General features: G+C 72.0%; 13 protein-coding genes. 7 read left to right on the forward strand and 6 right to left on the reverse strand.

Going from position 1 to position 16,050, the window contains the following annotated elements:
* Positions 1-17 precede the first annotated feature (17 nt).
* Positions 18-941 (reverse strand): sulfite exporter TauE/SafE family protein, encoded by a 924-nt coding sequence (locus tag ACIQPR_RS29725; RefSeq protein WP_403654484.1) that lies wholly within the window; start codon positions 939-941, stop codon positions 18-20.
* 106 nt (positions 942-1,047) lie between these two features.
* Positions 1,048-1,506, reverse strand: coding sequence for an RrF2 family transcriptional regulator (locus ACIQPR_RS29730; protein WP_403654486.1), 459 nt, complete (start codon positions 1,504-1,506; stop codon positions 1,048-1,050).
* A 118-nt stretch (positions 1,507-1,624) separates the two neighbouring features.
* Between ACIQPR_RS29730 and ACIQPR_RS29735 the strand changes: the two genes are divergently transcribed.
* Positions 1,625-4,609, forward strand: a complete 2,985-nt coding sequence (locus ACIQPR_RS29735) for a beta-galactosidase (RefSeq protein ID WP_403654488.1) — start codon at positions 1,625-1,627, stop codon at positions 4,607-4,609.
* Between the two features lies 1 nt (position 4,610).
* On the opposite strand, the gene ACIQPR_RS29740 is transcribed toward ACIQPR_RS29735, so the two are convergent.
* The gene (locus ACIQPR_RS29740; protein WP_403654490.1) at positions 4,611-6,128 is read right to left on the reverse strand and encodes an alpha-N-arabinofuranosidase; all 1,518 of its coding nucleotides are present in this window, start codon (positions 6,126-6,128) and stop codon (positions 4,611-4,613) included.
* A 516-nt stretch (positions 6,129-6,644) separates the two neighbouring features.
* On the opposite strand from ACIQPR_RS29740, the gene ACIQPR_RS29745 reads away from it, so the two are divergent.
* From ACIQPR_RS29745 to ACIQPR_RS29760, 4 genes are all read left to right on the forward strand, one after another.
* Positions 6,645-7,181 (forward strand): toxin, encoded by a 537-nt coding sequence (locus ACIQPR_RS29745; RefSeq protein WP_403654492.1) that lies wholly within the window; start codon positions 6,645-6,647, stop codon positions 7,179-7,181.
* The gene (locus ACIQPR_RS29750) at positions 7,178-8,353 is read left to right on the forward strand and encodes an MAB_1171c family putative transporter (protein WP_403654494.1); all 1,176 of its coding nucleotides are present in this window, start codon (positions 7,178-7,180) and stop codon (positions 8,351-8,353) included. The genes ACIQPR_RS29745 and ACIQPR_RS29750 overlap by 4 nt, the downstream gene beginning before the upstream one ends.
* On the forward strand, positions 8,350-9,525 hold the full coding sequence (locus ACIQPR_RS29755) for an MAB_1171c family putative transporter (protein WP_403654496.1): 1,176 nt from the start codon (positions 8,350-8,352) through the stop codon (positions 9,523-9,525). The genes ACIQPR_RS29750 and ACIQPR_RS29755 overlap by 4 nt, the downstream gene beginning before the upstream one ends.
* Before the next feature lie 70 nt (positions 9,526-9,595).
* Complete coding sequence (locus ACIQPR_RS29760) at positions 9,596-10,987, forward strand: NAD(P)/FAD-dependent oxidoreductase (RefSeq protein WP_403654498.1); 1,392 nt, start codon at positions 9,596-9,598, stop codon at positions 10,985-10,987.
* Between the two features lie 30 nt (positions 10,988-11,017).
* Here the strand turns inward: ACIQPR_RS29760 and ACIQPR_RS29765 are convergent, their stop codons facing one another.
* Together ACIQPR_RS29765 and ACIQPR_RS29770 are read right to left on the reverse strand one after the other, a co-directional pair.
* Positions 11,018-11,860, reverse strand: coding sequence for an SMP-30/gluconolactonase/LRE family protein (locus ACIQPR_RS29765; protein ID WP_403654500.1), 843 nt, complete (start codon positions 11,858-11,860; stop codon positions 11,018-11,020).
* Positions 11,857-12,630, reverse strand: a complete 774-nt coding sequence (locus tag ACIQPR_RS29770; RefSeq protein WP_403654502.1) for an IclR family transcriptional regulator — start codon at positions 12,628-12,630, stop codon at positions 11,857-11,859. Before ACIQPR_RS29770 ends, ACIQPR_RS29765 begins: the two co-directional genes overlap by 4 nt.
* Before the next feature lie 142 nt (positions 12,631-12,772).
* On the opposite strand from ACIQPR_RS29770, the gene ACIQPR_RS29775 reads away from it, so the two are divergent.
* Positions 12,773-13,372, forward strand: a complete 600-nt coding sequence (locus ACIQPR_RS29775; protein ID WP_403654504.1) for a hypothetical protein — start codon at positions 12,773-12,775, stop codon at positions 13,370-13,372.
* Here ACIQPR_RS29775 and ACIQPR_RS29780 read toward each other — a convergent pair.
* Entirely contained in the window at positions 13,362-14,237 is an 876-nt protein-coding gene (locus ACIQPR_RS29780; RefSeq protein WP_403654506.1) for a RimK family alpha-L-glutamate ligase, read from the reverse strand. The two genes, ACIQPR_RS29775 and ACIQPR_RS29780, sit on opposite strands and share 11 nt — an antisense overlap.
* Positions 14,238-14,419: 182 nt before the next feature.
* Between ACIQPR_RS29780 and ACIQPR_RS29785 the strand changes: the two genes are divergently transcribed.
* Entirely contained in the window at positions 14,420-15,868 is a 1,449-nt protein-coding gene (locus ACIQPR_RS29785) for an acyl-CoA synthetase (RefSeq protein WP_403654508.1), read from the forward strand.
* Positions 15,869-16,050: the final 182 nt, after the last annotated feature.

Consider the following 16,050-nt stretch of genomic DNA (forward strand, 5'->3'; position numbering starts at 1 on the left):
TGATCGGCGAGCACCGATCACACCCTGACGGGCTGCCGCCCTTCGGCGGACTCGGACTCGGTCCGCGCCTTCCTCGCCTCGTCCCTGCGATGGGCGCGGACCGAGTACGCCAGAGCGGCAGCCCACATCCCGTACAGCCCGACGTAGACCGGTGTGCCCAGCGCGTCCGGCACACTGATCCAGTCGCCGTGCAGCAGCGTACGGACGTTGGTCACGACGATGATCCCGCCGACCGCCGAGCCCAGTACCCGGGGCGGCACCAGCCGGACCAGCCAGGCGGCGACCGGCGCGGCGACCACCCCGCCGAGCAGGAAGGCGACCACCCAGGTCCACTTCAGCCCCTGGGAGCCCAGCGAGAACAGGAAACCGAGGCTCGCGGCCACCGCGACCAGGAACTCGCTCGTGTCGACCGAGCCGATCACCTTGCGCGGCTCCAGCCGGCCGCCGGCCAGCAGCGCGGGTGTGCCGACCGGCCCCCAGCCGCCCCCGCCGGTGGCGTCCAGGAACCCGGCGACCAGGCCCAGCGGCGCCAGGAACCGCTTCCGCAGCGGCTTGCCGAGCCGCCCCTGCGGCAGCCCCTTGAAGGTGAACCGGGACATGACGTAGACGCCGAGGCCGAGCAGGATCAGCGACATGACCGGCTCCGCGGCCTCCGTCGAGAGCTTCGACAGCACGGTGGCCCCCAGGAACGAGCCGACCGCGCCCGGTACGCCGATCCGCACGACGACCTTCCAGTCCACGTTCCCGAACCGCCAGTGCGCGGCCCCGGACATCAGGGTCGTACCGATCTCGGACAGATGGACCGTGGCGGAGGCGGCGGCCGGATTGGTCCCCATGGCCAGCAGCAGCGTCGTCGAGGTGACCCCGTAGGCCATGCCGAGGCTGCCGTCCACGAGTTGGGCCCCCAGGCCCGCGAGGGCGAGCAGTATCAGCGTGCGCATGTGGTGCGTCCCGTCCGTTCCCGGCTTTCCCACCGATTGAGTAGGGATGAACGGGAGGTGACGCTAAAGGGTGAATCTGAGCGCGGCCTGAGACGACGGTGAACGGCTACGGGTTCTCCCAGGCCGCCGGTTCCGCCGCCAGCTCGCGTACCGGCTCCGGCAGCGCGTCCGCCGCGATGTCCGCAAGCGTGACGCCCTCCAGGATCTTGCGGACGTTGGCGCGCAGCGCGATCCACAGCGGCAGGAGGGGTTCGGCGGAACCGGTGTAGGCGAGGCCGGTGGGACGCTCGCCGCGCACCGACACGATCGGGCCGTCCACCGCGCGGATGACGTCCGCGACGGTGATCGTGGTCGCCGCGCGCGCCAGCCGGTAGCCGCCGCCCCCGCCGCGCCGGCTGTCGACGATCCCGGCGCGCCGGAGATCACCGAGAATGCCCTCCAGGAACTTGTGCGGGATGCCCTGCGTGGTGGCGATGGTCTCGGCCTTCAGCGGGCCGTCGTCACCCCGTACGGCGAGTTCCAGTACCGCCCGTACCGCGTAATCCGCCCGTGCCGAGATCCTCATGCGTCCATTGTGGGCCGTTGTGGCGTAGAGAATGACCCCGCACGACGGCCGCCCGGGATCACCACGGAAAATGGCTTCGCACGTGCCGCCGACGGACCGGACCCGAAAGGAGCTTCCAGTGGAGCTGAGCAGGCGTACCTTCAGCACCCTCGCGGGTACGGCCGCGCTCGGACTCGCGCTGGGAGGCGGCAGCGCCGGCTCCCCGGACGCGTACGCCGCGCATGTCGTGCCGACCGGCCCGCCGCCCGCCCCGCCGGCCGCGGACGGGCTGCCGCACACGATCGGCTACGACCGCTACTCGCTGCTCGTCGACGGCCGCCGCCTGGTCCTGTGGTCGGGCGAGATGCACCCGTTCCGGCTGCCGAGCCCGTCCCTGTGGCGGGACGTCCTGCAGAAGATGCGCGCCTTCGGCTACAACGCGGTCAGCATCTACGTCTCGTGGAACTACCACTCCCCCGCGCCGGGCCGCTACGACTTCACGGGCGTCCGCGACCTCGACCTGTTCCTGCGCACGGCCGCCGAGACCGGCCTGTACGTCATCCTGCGCCCGGGCCCCTACATCAACGCGGAGATCGACGCGGGCGGCTTCCCCGGCTGGCTGACCGCCACCAAGGGCACCGCGCGGACGGCCGACCCGACCTATCTCGGGCATGTCGACGAGTGGCTGACGCAGGTCGACTCCATCGTGTCCAAGCACCTGTTCACCCAGGGCACCGGCACGGTCCTGCTGTACCAGATCGAGAACGAGTACGACGCCCAGACCACCCAGCCGACCGGCGCCGCCTACATGTCCCACCTGTACAAGAAGGTGCGCGCCGACGGCATCGACGTCCCCCTGTTCCACAACGACAAGGGCCGCAACGGCTATTGGACCCCCGGCTCCTTCGACACCGGCGGCGACACGGGCGGTTGGCTCTACGGCTTCGACGGATATCCGACGCCCTCCCAACCGCCGCCGGACTGGGGCCACTTCGGGATCGGCGGGGCCAAGGGCGGGGCGACGGCCAGCCCCAAGACCCCTGGTTTCGTGCCCGAGTTCGGGGGCGGCTGGTTCGACCCGTGGGGCGGGTCCTGGTTCCAGGGGAAGGGGTACGCGGAGTCGCGCCGGACGCGGGACGCGGCCTACGAGCGGCGCTTCTACCTCACCAACCTCGCCAACGGACTGACCCTCCACAACGTCTACATGACCTTCGGCGGCACCTCCTGGGGCTGGCTGCCGGCGCCGGTCGTCTACACGTCGTACGACTACGGCGCCGCCTTCGACGAGGGCCGCAACCCGACCCCGAAGCTGGTGCCGATGCACCAACTGGGCCATCTGCTGCGGACCGTGCCCGACTTCGCCAAGCTGGACCCGGCGGCGGACGTCACGGTGGCCGGACTGAAGACGTACCACCTCACCAACGCCGACACCGGCTCCCACGTCTACGTCCTGCGCAACGACACGGCGGCGGAGGTGACATCGACGCTGACGACCGCCGACGACGACATCGAGGTCACCGTCCCGGCCCAGGACGCCCGGCTGCTGGTCACCCGACTCGCCCTGGGCGGGCGGAGGTTGAGGTACTCGACGGCCACCCCGATGATGTTCGTCACCGCCGGGCGGCAGGACATCGCCGTGTTCGCCGGGAAGCGCGGCGAGATGGCGCACGCCGTGGTGGAGTGCCCGGAGGAGCCGGTGGTGACCCGGCTCGACGCGCAGGCCGCCTGGGTCTGGGACCGCGGCATCCTGCACGTCACCGTCCCGCTCGGCATCGGCGGCCTGACCCGGGTCCTGGTCCAGGGCGGGGGCGTCGACAACCCCCTGCTGCTGGTCTTCGCCGACGAGGCCGGTTCGGTGCGCCTGTGGCCGTACGAGACCGGTTCGGGCACCGCGCTGGTCTACGGCCCGGCGCTGCTGCGCGAGGCCGCCGTCAGCGGTACGACCGTCCGGCTCACCGGCGACACCATCGCCGAGACCGGCCTGGAGGTGTGGGGGCCGCGCGGGATCACGGAGGTCACCTGGAACGGCAGGCCGGTGCCCGTCACCGTCACCGACGCGGGCAGCCTGCGCTCCACCCCGGGCACACTGCTGCCGGGTGTGTCCGCGGTACCGCTGCCAGTGCTCGACGGCTGGCGGCGGAAGGTGGAGAACCAGGAGGCCGCGGTCGCCTTCGACGACTCCAAGTGGACACCGGCGAACCGGACTTCGTCGTTCAGCACGACACCCGTCCCCTCCGGGCAGCCCGTCCTGTTCGCGGACGACTACGGCTTCCACTACGGCGACGTCTGGTACCGGGGCCGGTTCAGCACGGCCGCCGCCGACGCCCTGGAGTCGGTGACCCTCGCCTACAGCACCGGCACCCAGGGCCTGCTGATGGCCTGGCTCGACGGCGAACCGCTCGGCACCCACCGGATGCCGGTGCCGACCACCAGCAGTGTGCGGCAGGGGAGTTGGACCGCCAAGGCGACTCTCGCGGTCCCGGAGAAACTGCGCACGACCGGTCCGCACGTCCTGTCCGTCCTGGTCCGGCGGATGCAGCACGACCAGGACGGCAAGGCCCTCGACACCCACAAGGTCGCCCGCGGCCTGACCGCCGCGACCTTCAAGGGCGCCTCCCCGAAGGTGAGTTGGCGCCTCCAGGGCGCGACGGCACCCGACCCGGTGCGCGGCCCGCAGAACAACGGCGGCCTGTACGGCGAACGCGAGGGCTGGCATCTGCCGGACTTCCCGGACTCCGGCTGGGACGCGGTCACCCTCCCCCGGGCGGACCGGCGGCAGGGCGTGGCCTGGTACCGGACCACCTTCAAACTGGCCGTGGACAGCGGCGTCGACGCCTCGATCGGCCTCGTCCTGGACGACGACCCGGCCCGCGCCTACCGCGTCCAGATCTTCCTGAACGGCTGGAACATGGGCCAGTACATCAACGACGTGGGCCCGCAGCACACCTTCGCCCTGCCGAACGGCATCCTGCGCACCCGGGGCACCAACACCCTCGCGCTGGCGGTCCTCTCCGACGGCACCACACCGGTGGGCCCGAAGGACGTCCGCCTGACCCTGCTGGGCAGCGCGGCCGGAGGAGTACCGGTCACCCCGGTGGCCTCCCCCGGCCGGCAGCGGGTCTGAGCTAGGCCAGCCGGATCACGTTCCAGGACAGCGGCTCCAGTACGGCGGTCAGGCTGCCGCCCTCAAGTGCGGTGCCCTCGGCCTGATGCGGGGCCACCCGCTCCGGGTGCTCCAGGGTGTTGCGGGCGTCCGGGTCGGCGTCCGCGAGCACGCTGTGCTCGACGACCGAGGTCAGGTCGAGGCCGTTGAGGCCGACTTGGAGCGGGAGCGAGTCGGTGCGGCTGCGGTTGACGGCGAACACGGTGACCGAGCCGTCCTCGGCGCGCACGGCGGTGGCGTGCAGCAGGTCCGCCTCGCCGTACTTCTTCGTCTCGTGCGTCGGGGAGTCGACGCGGACGTCGAGGACCTCGCCCCGGCCGTACTTCGACGCCTGCGCGAACGGGAAGAACGTCGTCTGCCGCCAGGCCGGGCCGCCCGGCTCGGTCATGATCGGCGCGATCACGTTGACCAGCTGGGCGAGGCAGGCGACGGTGACCCGGTCGGCGTGCCGCAGCAGGGCGATCAGGAGCGAGCCGAAGACGACCGCGTCCATGACGCTGTAGTTGTCCTCCAGGAGGCGGGGGGCCTCGGCCCAGTCCCGCGCACCGGAGTTCTCGATCGCGTGCCAGTCCGAGACGTACCAGACGTTCCACTCGTCGAAGGAGAGGTTGATCTTCTTCTTGGACTTCAGCCGGGCACCCACGTGGTCGGCGGTCGCGACCACGTTCTCGATGAAGGACTCCATGTCGACGGCGGAGGCGAGGAAGGAGTCGAGGTCGCCGTCCTCGGGCTGGTAGTAGGCGTGCAGGGAGATGTAGTCGACGAGGTCGTACGTCTCCTCCAGGACCGTCGCCTCCCACGCGGCGAAGGTCGGCATGGACTGGCTGGAGGAGCCGCAGGCGACGAGTTCGACGTCCGGGTCGATCTGGCGCATCGCGCGGGCCGTCTCGGCGGCGATCCGGCCGTACTCCTCGGCCGTCTTGTGGCCGGTCTGCCAGGGGCCGTCCATCTCGTTGCCGAGGCACCAGACGTTGATGCCGAAGGGCTCCTTGTCGCCGTGCGCGACGCGCTGGTCGGAGAGGGCGGTGCCGGCGGGGTGGTTGGCGTACTCCTGGAGCTGGAGGGCCTCGGCGACGCCCCGGGTGCCGAGGTTGATCGCCATCATCGGCTCCGCCTGGGGGCCGATCTTCTTCAGGAAGGCGATGTACTCGGAGAGGCCGAAGCGGTTGGTCTCCGTCGAGCGCCAGGCCAGGTCGAGGCGGCGGGGGCGGGATTCGGCGGGGCCGACCGAGTCCTCCCAGCGGTAGCCGGAGACGAAGTTGCCACCGGGGTAGCGGATCGCCGTCACGCCGAGTTCGCGGACGAGGTCGAGGACGTCCTGCCGGATGCCGTCCGCGTCGGCGGTGGGGTGGCCGGGTTCGAAGACGCCGGTGTAGACGCAGCGGCCGAGGTGTTCCACGAAGGAGCCGAAGAGACGGGGGTTGACCTCACCGACCGTGAAGGCGGGGTCGAGGGTGAAGCGGGCGGTGCGCGTGCTCATGGGGTCCTTTCGAACGGGTGCTTGCCGTATGCCAAGACATACTGACCTTTGTCCTGGAGGGCCGTCGGTCTCCCGTCCGCTTCTTTCACGCCGTACTTGGCGAGCGGGTCCGCGCCCCGGGGAGCGACGGCGCGGCCGGACGCGCGGCCCGGACCGGTCGCGGCCAGGGGCGTCCGCGGTCCGGATCGGGGGTTCCGCGTCCCCGCCCCTGCCGGTAGGAGTCCCCTGGAGTTCGAAATACCGTACGGCACTCGCAACCTCGAACAAGACCGTAAAATCGAAGCGCGTTCACGTCAATGGGTTGAGCACAGTGCAACATTCATTCACGGGGTCGATTTCCGGACACAGCGGTCGTTCCCGGTCCCACAACGGCCATCGAACGACATGACGGCGGCAGTTGTGGACGCGTAACCTCGGACCGGCTGTGCGGCGGATCTCGGTGGAAGCGGCCGGTTTCCCGCTGCCGCGGCGACGGTGAGGTGGCTGAGTCGACGTATGTCCTGGCATATTGCAGCGGTGCGCACGAAGAAGGAGATGAGGCGGCTCGCCGGCGCCCTCATCGACCCCATGCGCGTCCCGGTCCCCGCCGACCCCGAGGCCCTGTTCGAGGCACTGGTCGACTCCGTCGTCCGCTGGCGTGGGCGCGAAGTCCTGGTGCGCCGCGAGGTGTTCCCGCCGCACACCGCCAGCGGGCTGTGGCTGGAGGGCGACACCTACGACGTCATCGTCATCGACAAGCGGGCCGCCGCCTGGCACCAGATCGTGATCTTCTGCCACGAGGTGTGGCACATGCACCGGCGCACCACACAGCACACGCTCCAGCTGACCGCCGAGCGCGGCCCCCGGCCCGTCGCCGCCCGCACCGACTTCAGCGTCGCCGACGAACAAGAGGCGGACCGGTTCGGCATGTTGATGAGCGGACGGCTGCGCCCTTGGCTGGAGTCCGCGGCCGACACCGACTCCGCCTCCGGCGCCGAGACCGACGACGGCACCCAGCAGGGCGTCGCCGACCGCATCGGCGCCGCCCTCAACTACCGCGGGACCAGAAAATGAGCGGCCTCATCAACTACCTCAGCTGCGGCCTGCTGTGGCTGGGCCTGCTGGTGAAGGCCCCGGACCTGATACGTCACTGGCGCGACCCCTACCTGCGCGTCATCTGCGTGCTCCTCGCCCTGGCCGGAGCCTGCTTCTTCCTCGGGGCGCCGCCCACCGTCGGCGCGATCAACCGGCTCAGCGGCGTCCCCAACCTCGCCGCCCCCCTCACCTACGCGTCGATCACCGCCTACAGCGCCTCCTCCCAGGTCCTGATCGTCTACTGGCGGGGCGGACCGCACGTCCACCGCACCGCCCGCCGCTGGATCGTGGCCTACACGATCGTCCTGGTCGGCATCGCCGTGATGTTCCCGCTCGGCCACACCCCCGTCGAGCGCCGCACCGACTTCGACACCTACTACGCGACCACCCCCTTCACCGCCGAGATGATCGTGCTGTACCTGGCCGGGCACCTCGCCGCCGTCAGCGTCACCACGGTGTCCTCGCTGCGCTGGGCCCGCCAGGTGCACGGCTGGCTGCGCGCCGGGCTGCTCACCCTGGGCATCGGCTCGCTGTGCGGCGCCGGATACAGCCTCACCAAACTGGCGGCGGTGACGGCCCGTTGGTCCGGACGGGACTGGACGACACTCGGCACGACCGTCTCACCGGCCGCCGCCGGCCTCGGCGCGGTCCTGATAGTCGTCGGCGTGCTCATCCCGCTCGGCGGCCCCCGGCTCACCCAGCGACGGCAGGCCCGGCGGACGTACGCCCGGCTCGAACCGCTCGAACACGAACTGGACGAACTCCTCACCCGCCGTGCGCTCCGGCTGCCCCGGCCGCGCTTCGCCTCCCCCGCGACCCGGCTGGTGTGGCGGCAGACCAGCATCCACAACGCGCTCGGCCACCTCGACGCGTTCTTCGACCGGGCCCTGTACGAACGGACGCTGGAGGCCGCGGCCCGCACACCGGGCGGCACCGGACACGCCGAGGCGACCGCGTGGGCGGCGGTCGTCGCCGCGGCCGTCGCCCAGGAACGCGCCGCCGATACGCACGACCTGCCCGCCGACCCGCCGGACCAGCTCCCCGACCGGGCCCCCACCGCCCTCCTCGTGCACATCGCCGACGCGCTGACCCACTCCCCGCTCGTCGCCCGGGTCCGCACCGGCACGACGGAAGGGAGCACCCGGGCATGAGCCTCATGGTGTACCTCGCCGCCGCCGTCTTCCTGCTCTCCTGCACCGCCCTGCTGGCCCGCCCCGCGAACGTCCCGCGCGACCCGCTCACCGTGTCCACCTGCGCGGCGATCGTGCTCGGCTCCCTCGGCCTCATCTGCGCGGCGCCCACGACCCTGAGCGCGGTCAACGACCTGACCGGCATCCCGAACTTCGGCGCGCCCCTCACCTACGGCATGATCTCCGCGTACAGCTGCTCCCTGCTCATCCTGCTCATCAACTGGCGGGGCGGCTCCCCCGCCCGCATCCGCCGCATGGTGCTGCGCAGCATGGCCGCCTACGGCGCGCTGATCGTCGCCATCGTCGTGCTGTTCGCGCTGTCCGACGCGCACACCGAGCGGCTCACCGACCTCGACACGTACTACGCGAACACGCCCTGCATGCGCGAGATGATCGTGCTCTACCTGGTCGGGCACAGCGCGGCCACCCTGGCGATGTGCTCCGTGTGCGTGACCTGGGCCCGGGAGGTCACCGGTCTGCTGCGCACCGGCCTGCGTCTCATCCTGCTCGGCACCCTGCTGGACGTGGTCGGCTTCCAGCTCGCCAAGTACACGGCGGTGGTGGCCCGTTGGAACGGCCACAACCTCGACTTCCTGTCCACCGGGATCGCCCCGCCGATGGCCTCGCTGGCCGCGCTGACCTGTTCCGCGGGCTTCGCGCTGCCGAGGCTGCTGCCGGCGGTCCGCGCGCACTGGCGCGACCTGGGCGCGCTGCGCGGACTGGGCCCGCTGTGGACGGAGGTCCGCTTCGCGTCCCTCGCCCCGAAGCCGCCCAGCGCGCTGTGGCAGCTGCCCCGGATGCGGCTGCACTGGCGTGAAGTGTCCATACACGACGGCCTGTTGGCGCTCGCCCCGTACTTCGACGACCGGGTCCGCGAACGCACCCGGGACACCGCGCTGCACGAGGGCCGCTCCGCGCACGAGGCCCGGATGGCGGCCGAGGCGGCGATGGTGGCCGACGCCGCGCGGCGCGCCGCCGCCCGCGAGGAGCCGTTCGGCACGCCGAGCACCTACCGCCTCTACTCCACCGAGGTCTCCGACACCTGCGGCCTGGTCGAACTGGCCCGCGCCCTCGCCCGGGCCCGCCTCTCCTCGGCCGTGGCGGAGAACACCGTGAAGGCCACCCCCCGCTGATCCCCGCTGATCCCTTGCTGATCTCTTGCTGTGCGAACACCCTTGTTTCCAGGTTGACTTGAGGAGCCCCATGCCGCGGAGAGCTGTCGTCGTCGGTGCCGGACTGGCCGGCCTGCTGGCCGCCGCCGCCCTGTCCGTCCACGCGGACGAGGTGATCGTGCTGGACCGGGACGAGCTGCCCGACGGACCGGAGCACCGCAGGGGTCTCCCGCAGGGCCGGCACGCCCATCTGATGATGGCCGGCGGGCTGCGGGCGATCGACGACCTCGTGCCCGGCCCGAGCGTGCGCGGACAGCTGCTCGCGGCCGGCGCCCACGAGATCTCCCTCAGCTCGGGCATGCTCGCCCTGACCCCCGAGGGCTGGCTGCGCCGCTGGCGGCACGAGGGTCCCCGGATGCTGACCTGCACCCGCGCGCTGCTGGACTGGGTGGTGCGCTCGGCGGTGCTGGCCGGCACCAAGACCGAGATCCGTACGGCCCGGGGCCTGGACCTGCTCGGTGACGCCCGGCGGGTGACCGGTGTCCGCCTCTCGACGGACGCCGGAGTCACGGAACTTGAGGCCGACTTCGTGGTCGAGGCCAGTGGCCGCGGCTCACGGATCGTGCGCTGGCTGGACGCGCTGGGAGTCACCGGCGTCGAGGAGCGCACGGTCGACTCCGGCCTGGTCAACGCCACCCGGATCTACCGCCGTCCCGAGGGCGCCGAGCACTTCCCCCTGACGATCCTCCAGGCCAACCCCTACGAGTCCCGGCCCGGCCGCGCCGGAATGGTGCTGCCCATCGAGGGCGACCGCTGGATGGTCAGTCTGGCCGGCACCCGCGGCGGCGAACCCCCCGCCGACCCTGACGGCTTCCTCCGGTACATCCTCGACCTGCCGGACCCCATCCTCGGCCGCCTGGTCTCCGGCGCGGAACCCCTCACGGACATCCACACCAGCCACAGCAGCAAGAACGTCCGCCGCTATCTGGAGAAGGTCCGGGACTGGCCCGCCGGCCTGGTCGTCCTCGGCGACGCGCTCGCCACCTTCAACCCGGCCTACGGACAAGGCATGTCGGTGGCCGCGCTCGGCGCCCGCGTGCTCTCCCGCGAACTCGGCACCGAGGGCTTCACCGCCCCCGGCCTGGCCGCCAAGGTCCAGCGCGCGGTGGCCGCCCCCGTGGAGGGCGCCTGGGCGCTGGCGGTCGGCCAGGACGTCTGGTACCCGGAGACGAGGGGCCCCGAGCCGACCAGGGCGGACCGGGTGATCACCGCCTACTCCCGCCGTCTGCTGAAGTCGGCGACGGGTTCGTACCGGGCGGCGGCGGCACTGGCGTCGGTGACGAGCATGGAGGCGGACGCGTCCACGCTGATGCGCCCCGGCACCCTGCTGGCCGCCCTCAACGGCCCGCTCCTGCCCCCGCTTTCGGGCCCGCCGCTGACTCCGGCCGAGCGGCGGACACTGGCCGCGCTGAGCGGTTCCTAGGAGCGCGGACCCGCACCCGAAGCCCAACTCTCAGCCGTCGAAGGCAGGTTGCGCCAACCCCTTCCCCGCCCCCGGCACAACCAGCAGCGAACCGGCGACAGGATGCGGCGAGTCGAGCCCCACCCGTGCCGTGGTGACGTACAGGTCGGTCAGGTCCGCGCCCCCGAAGGCGCACGCGGTCACCAGCGGCACGGGCAGCGGGATCACCCGCTCCAGCTCCCCGTCCGGCGCGTACTTGCGCACCGCGCCCCCGCCCCACAGCGCGACCCACACGCCTCCGTCCGCGTCGACGGTCAGCCCGTCCGGGAACCCGGCCCCGTCCTCCATCTCGGCGAAGCGGCGCCGCTTGGACACCCGCCCGTCCGCGTACTCGAACACGTCGATCCGCCGCGTGGGCGAGTCGACGTAGTACATGAGCCGCCCGTCCGGACTCCACCCGGTCCCGTTGCTGACGGCCACGTCGTCGAGGACGAGCCGCACCGACCCGTCCCCGGTGATCCGGGACAGCGTGCCGCCGCAGGCCGCCTCGTCGTACCGCATCGTGCCGACCCACAGCGCGCCGTCCGGCGCCACGGCCGCGTCGTTCGCCCGCCGCCCGGCGACCGGATCCCGGTGCAGCCAGCGGAACGCCCCGTCGGGGTCGACGAGTCCGACCCCGTCCCGGAGATTGAGGACCAGTCCGCCGCCGGCCCGGGGCTTCGCCGCGCCGACGTGCTGTTCGGTGACCCGGACCGTGCGCGCGCCGGTCGCGGGGTCGTAGGTGTGGACCCGGGAGCCGAGGATGTCGATCCAGATCAGGCGTCCCGCCGCCGCGTCCCACGTCGGCCCCTCGCCGAGGGTGGCCTCGGCCCGTACGGCCACTTCGTACGTCATGCCACGCTCCGGTGTCCGAGCCGCTCCGACAGTTCGGCCGCGCCCTTCACGGCGAGCCGCTCCAGTTCGTCGCGCCGCTCGTCGCTCCAGCGGATCATGGGCACGGAGATGGAGAGCGCGGCGACGACCTGGCCGGTGCGGTCCCGGACCGGGGCGGCCACGCAGGACACGTCCGGGTTGGACTCGCGGCTCTCGACCGCGACCCCGCGCCGCCGGATCTCGGCGAGGGCCGCGCGCAGGGCGTCCGGCTCGACGATGCTGTTGGGCGTCATCGCGACCAGCGCCGCGTCCGCGGGGATACGGGAGGTCAGTTCCGGCTCGGGGAGGGAGGCCAGCAGCATCTTGCCCACGGAGGTGCAGTGCGCGGGCAGCCGGCGGCCGGCCGCCGACACCATGCGCACCGCGTGCGTGGAGTCGACCTTGGCGATGTAGATGACGTCGGTGCCTTCGAGGATGGCCACGTGCACGGTCTCGTCGCAGGTCTCGGCGACGGACCGGGCGACCTGCTGGCCCTCGGCGGCGAGGTCGAGCTGCTCGGCGTATCTGCTCCCGAGCTGGTAGGGACGGACTCCGAGCCGGTAACGTCCGGGTTGTCCGGGCACGGGCACGATGTACGAGCGTGCGGAGAGCGTGGTGACCAGTTCGTGCACGGTGGTGCGCGGCAGTTGCAGTTTGCGCACGATGTCGGGGGCGGACAGGGTCCCGTCCCCGTCGAGGAAGAGCTCAAGAATGTCGAGAGCCCGGGTCACGGCAGGTACGAGGCGTCCCACAACCGGCCCCCTTCCAGGTGTAGGCGAATGGCTGTGTTCGAAATTTCAACTGGCGATCGGAATAACGAACACAGGCTAGCCATCACAAGGGGCACGGGCAATGGTCGGGTGACCGTGCGACTACCGAGGGCCGTGCGCGACGATGGATCGCATGCCCGACCCGAAACGCCCCACGAGCCCCTTCGGCCCCCTCGACCTCCAACTCGTCCTGCTGCGCCGCATGGCGGACCACAATCCGGATCTGGTCGAGGACGCCCGCCATGAGCTGGGCGTCTCGATCGCCGACATGCGTGAGGCCAACAAGCGTTGGCAGGCGATGCTGCACTCCCCGCGCGGCCGGGCCGCCGCCGCCCGCTACCGCTCGGTCCTCGGCACCCCGGAATCGGCCACGCGGCGCCGGATCGGCGACCTCGACTGCGAGGCCCGGCAGTGGCCGCTCCCCCTCTGGCCCGACCTCCGCTTCGAGGTACTGACCGCCCCGAACGGCGCCGTGTGGAACGAATGGCTGGTCCGCGCCCCCGGCGCCCCGCCCCCACCCCTGCACACCCTCGACGACCTGACCCCCTGGTCCTGCACGGTCGACGAGGCGGCCCGCGCCTTCGCCCCCGCCCGCCCCCTGGAGGGCACGGCCCCCACCCGCTGGGGCCTCGCCTTCACCGCGCCGGACGCCCGGGGCGTACGGCACCAGTGCGCGGCGGAGTTCACCTGGGGGCTGCTCCAGCGGACGGCCGTCAGGGAGTAGCGGCAGCCGCGAGCACCGCCTCCGCCACCACCGCCACCGACCCCGGATGCAGATCCAGGAACAGGTTCGGCTCGACCAGCTCCAGCTCCATCACACACGGCCGCCCGTCCGGCCCGTCGACCAGGTCCACGCGCGCGTACAGCAACTCCGACCCCTCCGGTACGGCGGCCAACGCCCGCGCGGCGACGTCGAGTTCGGCCTCGGTCGCGGTCCACGGCTCCAGATCCGGGTGGGACACCTTGTCGTCGTCGTAGGCGGTACCCCGCGCCAGCACGGCACCCTTCCGGGAGGCGTGCACATACCGCCCGCCGAAGAACAGCAGCGCCCGCTCCCCGCTGACGTCCACGTTCGTCAGATACGGCTGCACCATCGCGGTGAACCCCTCCGCGTGCATCCGCTCCAGCTGCCGCAGGGCCGTCTCGTGCTCGTCGGGCGTGTACCGGGCGGCGAAACGGGCCCCCGCGCCGGAGGTCGGCTTGACGACGTACTCGTGGTCACCGGGAAGCTCGACCGGATCACCGGCGGCGACATAACGGGTCGGCACGACGGGCACACCGGCCGCCGCGAGATCGCCGAGATACCGCTTGTCGGTGTTCCACCGCACGATCCGCACCGGATTGGCCAGCCGCGTCACCTTCCCGACCCGCTCGGCCCAGGCCACGAACTCGGCGGCCCGCCAGCTGTAGTCCCAGGTCGACCGGATGACAACCAGATCGAAGGCCCCCCAGTCGATCCCCTCGCCGTCCCAGGGCACGGCAACGACCTCACCCCCACCCACCCGCAACGCCTCGACCAGCACCGGCAGATCACGGTCCTTGCTCGGTTCCGCTCCGGGGTCGTAGGTGGCGAGTGCGATTCGGGGCACGGAAGTCTCCAGCTTCGTCCGACGACAGATCGTTTCCGCAGGGTAACCACGGCCCGTGCGCCCGGAGCAACCGGATTGACCTTCACCCTCGGCGAAGCCCCGGCGACGGCGGACGTGGTGTAGGAACGGGGGTGTCCCCGGCGTCCGGGGACCCATGCCCCGACAACCAAGGAGCGCGTCGCGTGTCCACCCTCTTTCCGGCTCTGGTGCGTCCGGGCCCGCGGCCCGCTCTCAGGTTCGGTGAACGGTCTCTGACCTATGCGGAGCTGGGCGCGGCGGCGGACGCGCTCGCGGGGCGGTGTGCGGGCGGTGGGCGGGTCGCGGTGTGGGCGGGCAACTCGCTGGAGACGGCCGTCGCCGTGGTCGGTGCGCTGCGGGCCGGGGTGGCCGCCGTGCCGCTGAATCCGAAGTCGGGCGACAAGGAGCTCGGGCACATCCTGGCGGACAGCGCGCCCACTCTGGTGCTCGCGGCGCCGGGTGACGAACTCCCGGACGCGCTACGGCACTTGGAGCGCGTCGACGTGGATGTGCGCGCGGTGGGGCCGGTACCCGAGGTGCGGGCGTCCGACGAGGATCCCGCCCTCGTCGTCTACACCTCGGGCACCACCGGCCCGCCCAAGGGTGCCGTCCTCCCGCGCCGGGCCATCGCCACGACGCTGGACGCGCTCGCCGACGCCTGGCAGTGGACCGGGGACGACGTGCTGGTGCACGGGCTGCCGTTGTTCCATGTGCACGGGCTGGTGCTGGGCATCCTGGGCCCGCTGCGGCGCGGCGGCTCGGTGCGGCACCTGGGCAGGTTCAGCACGGAGGGCGTGGCGCGGGAGCTGAACGACGGGGCGACCATGCTGTTCGGCGTGCCGACGATGTACCACCGCATCGCCGAGACCCTCCCCGACGACCCCGGACTCGCCAAGTCCCTTGCGCGGGCACGCCTGTTGGTCTCCGGTTCGGCCGCGCTGCCGGTCCACGACCACGAGCGGATCGCGTCGGCGACCGGGCGCCGGGTGATCGAGCGCTACGGCATGACGGAGACCCTGATGAACACGAGTGTCCGGGCGGACGGTGAGCCGCGCGCCGGGACGGTGGGGGTCCCGCTGCCGGGCGTGGAGCTGCGGCTGGTCGAGGAGGACGGCACACCGCTCGCCGTGTACGACGGCGAGAGCGTGGGCGAGATCCAGGTGCGCGGGCCGAACCTGTTCACCGAGTACCTCAACCGCCCCGACGCGACGGCCGCGGCCTTCACCGCCGACGGCTGGTTCCGCACCGGGGACATGGCGGTGCGCGACCCCGACGGCTATGTGCGGATCGTCGGCCGCAAGGCCACCGACCTGATCAAGAGCGGGGGTTACAAGATCGGCGCGGGCGAGATCGAGAACGCGCTGCTGGAGCATCCCGGGGTGCGCGAGGCCGCCGTCACCGGTGAGCCGGACCCCGACCTGGGCGAGCGGATCGTGGCCTGGATCGTCCCGGCGGACCCTCAATCCCCGCCCGCACTGGCCGAGTTGGCCGACCACGTGGCGAGCCGCCTCGCCCCGCACAAGCGTCCCCGTGTCGTCCACCACCTCGCCGCGCTCCCGCGCAACGACATGGGGAAGATCCTGAAGCGCTCCCTCGCCGAAGCCGACGACTGACGGTTGGCGGCCGGCGGCCGGCCCCTGATCGTCACTCACCGACGCGCTCCCCCTTGCCCTTTATCCGTTCTTTAGATCGGGCATATGCGACAAATACCCCCATTCAGCGGCACCCCGCCCGGCCCACCACAAGGCGCGCCGACCGCCCCGCCCCCGCACGATGCGAAAGAGGCCCGCCGCCC

It is taken from the genome of Streptomyces sp. NPDC091280 (genome assembly GCF_044768565.1).
In the GTDB taxonomy this organism is placed as follows: Bacteria; Actinomycetota; Actinomycetes; order Streptomycetales; family Streptomycetaceae; genus Streptomyces.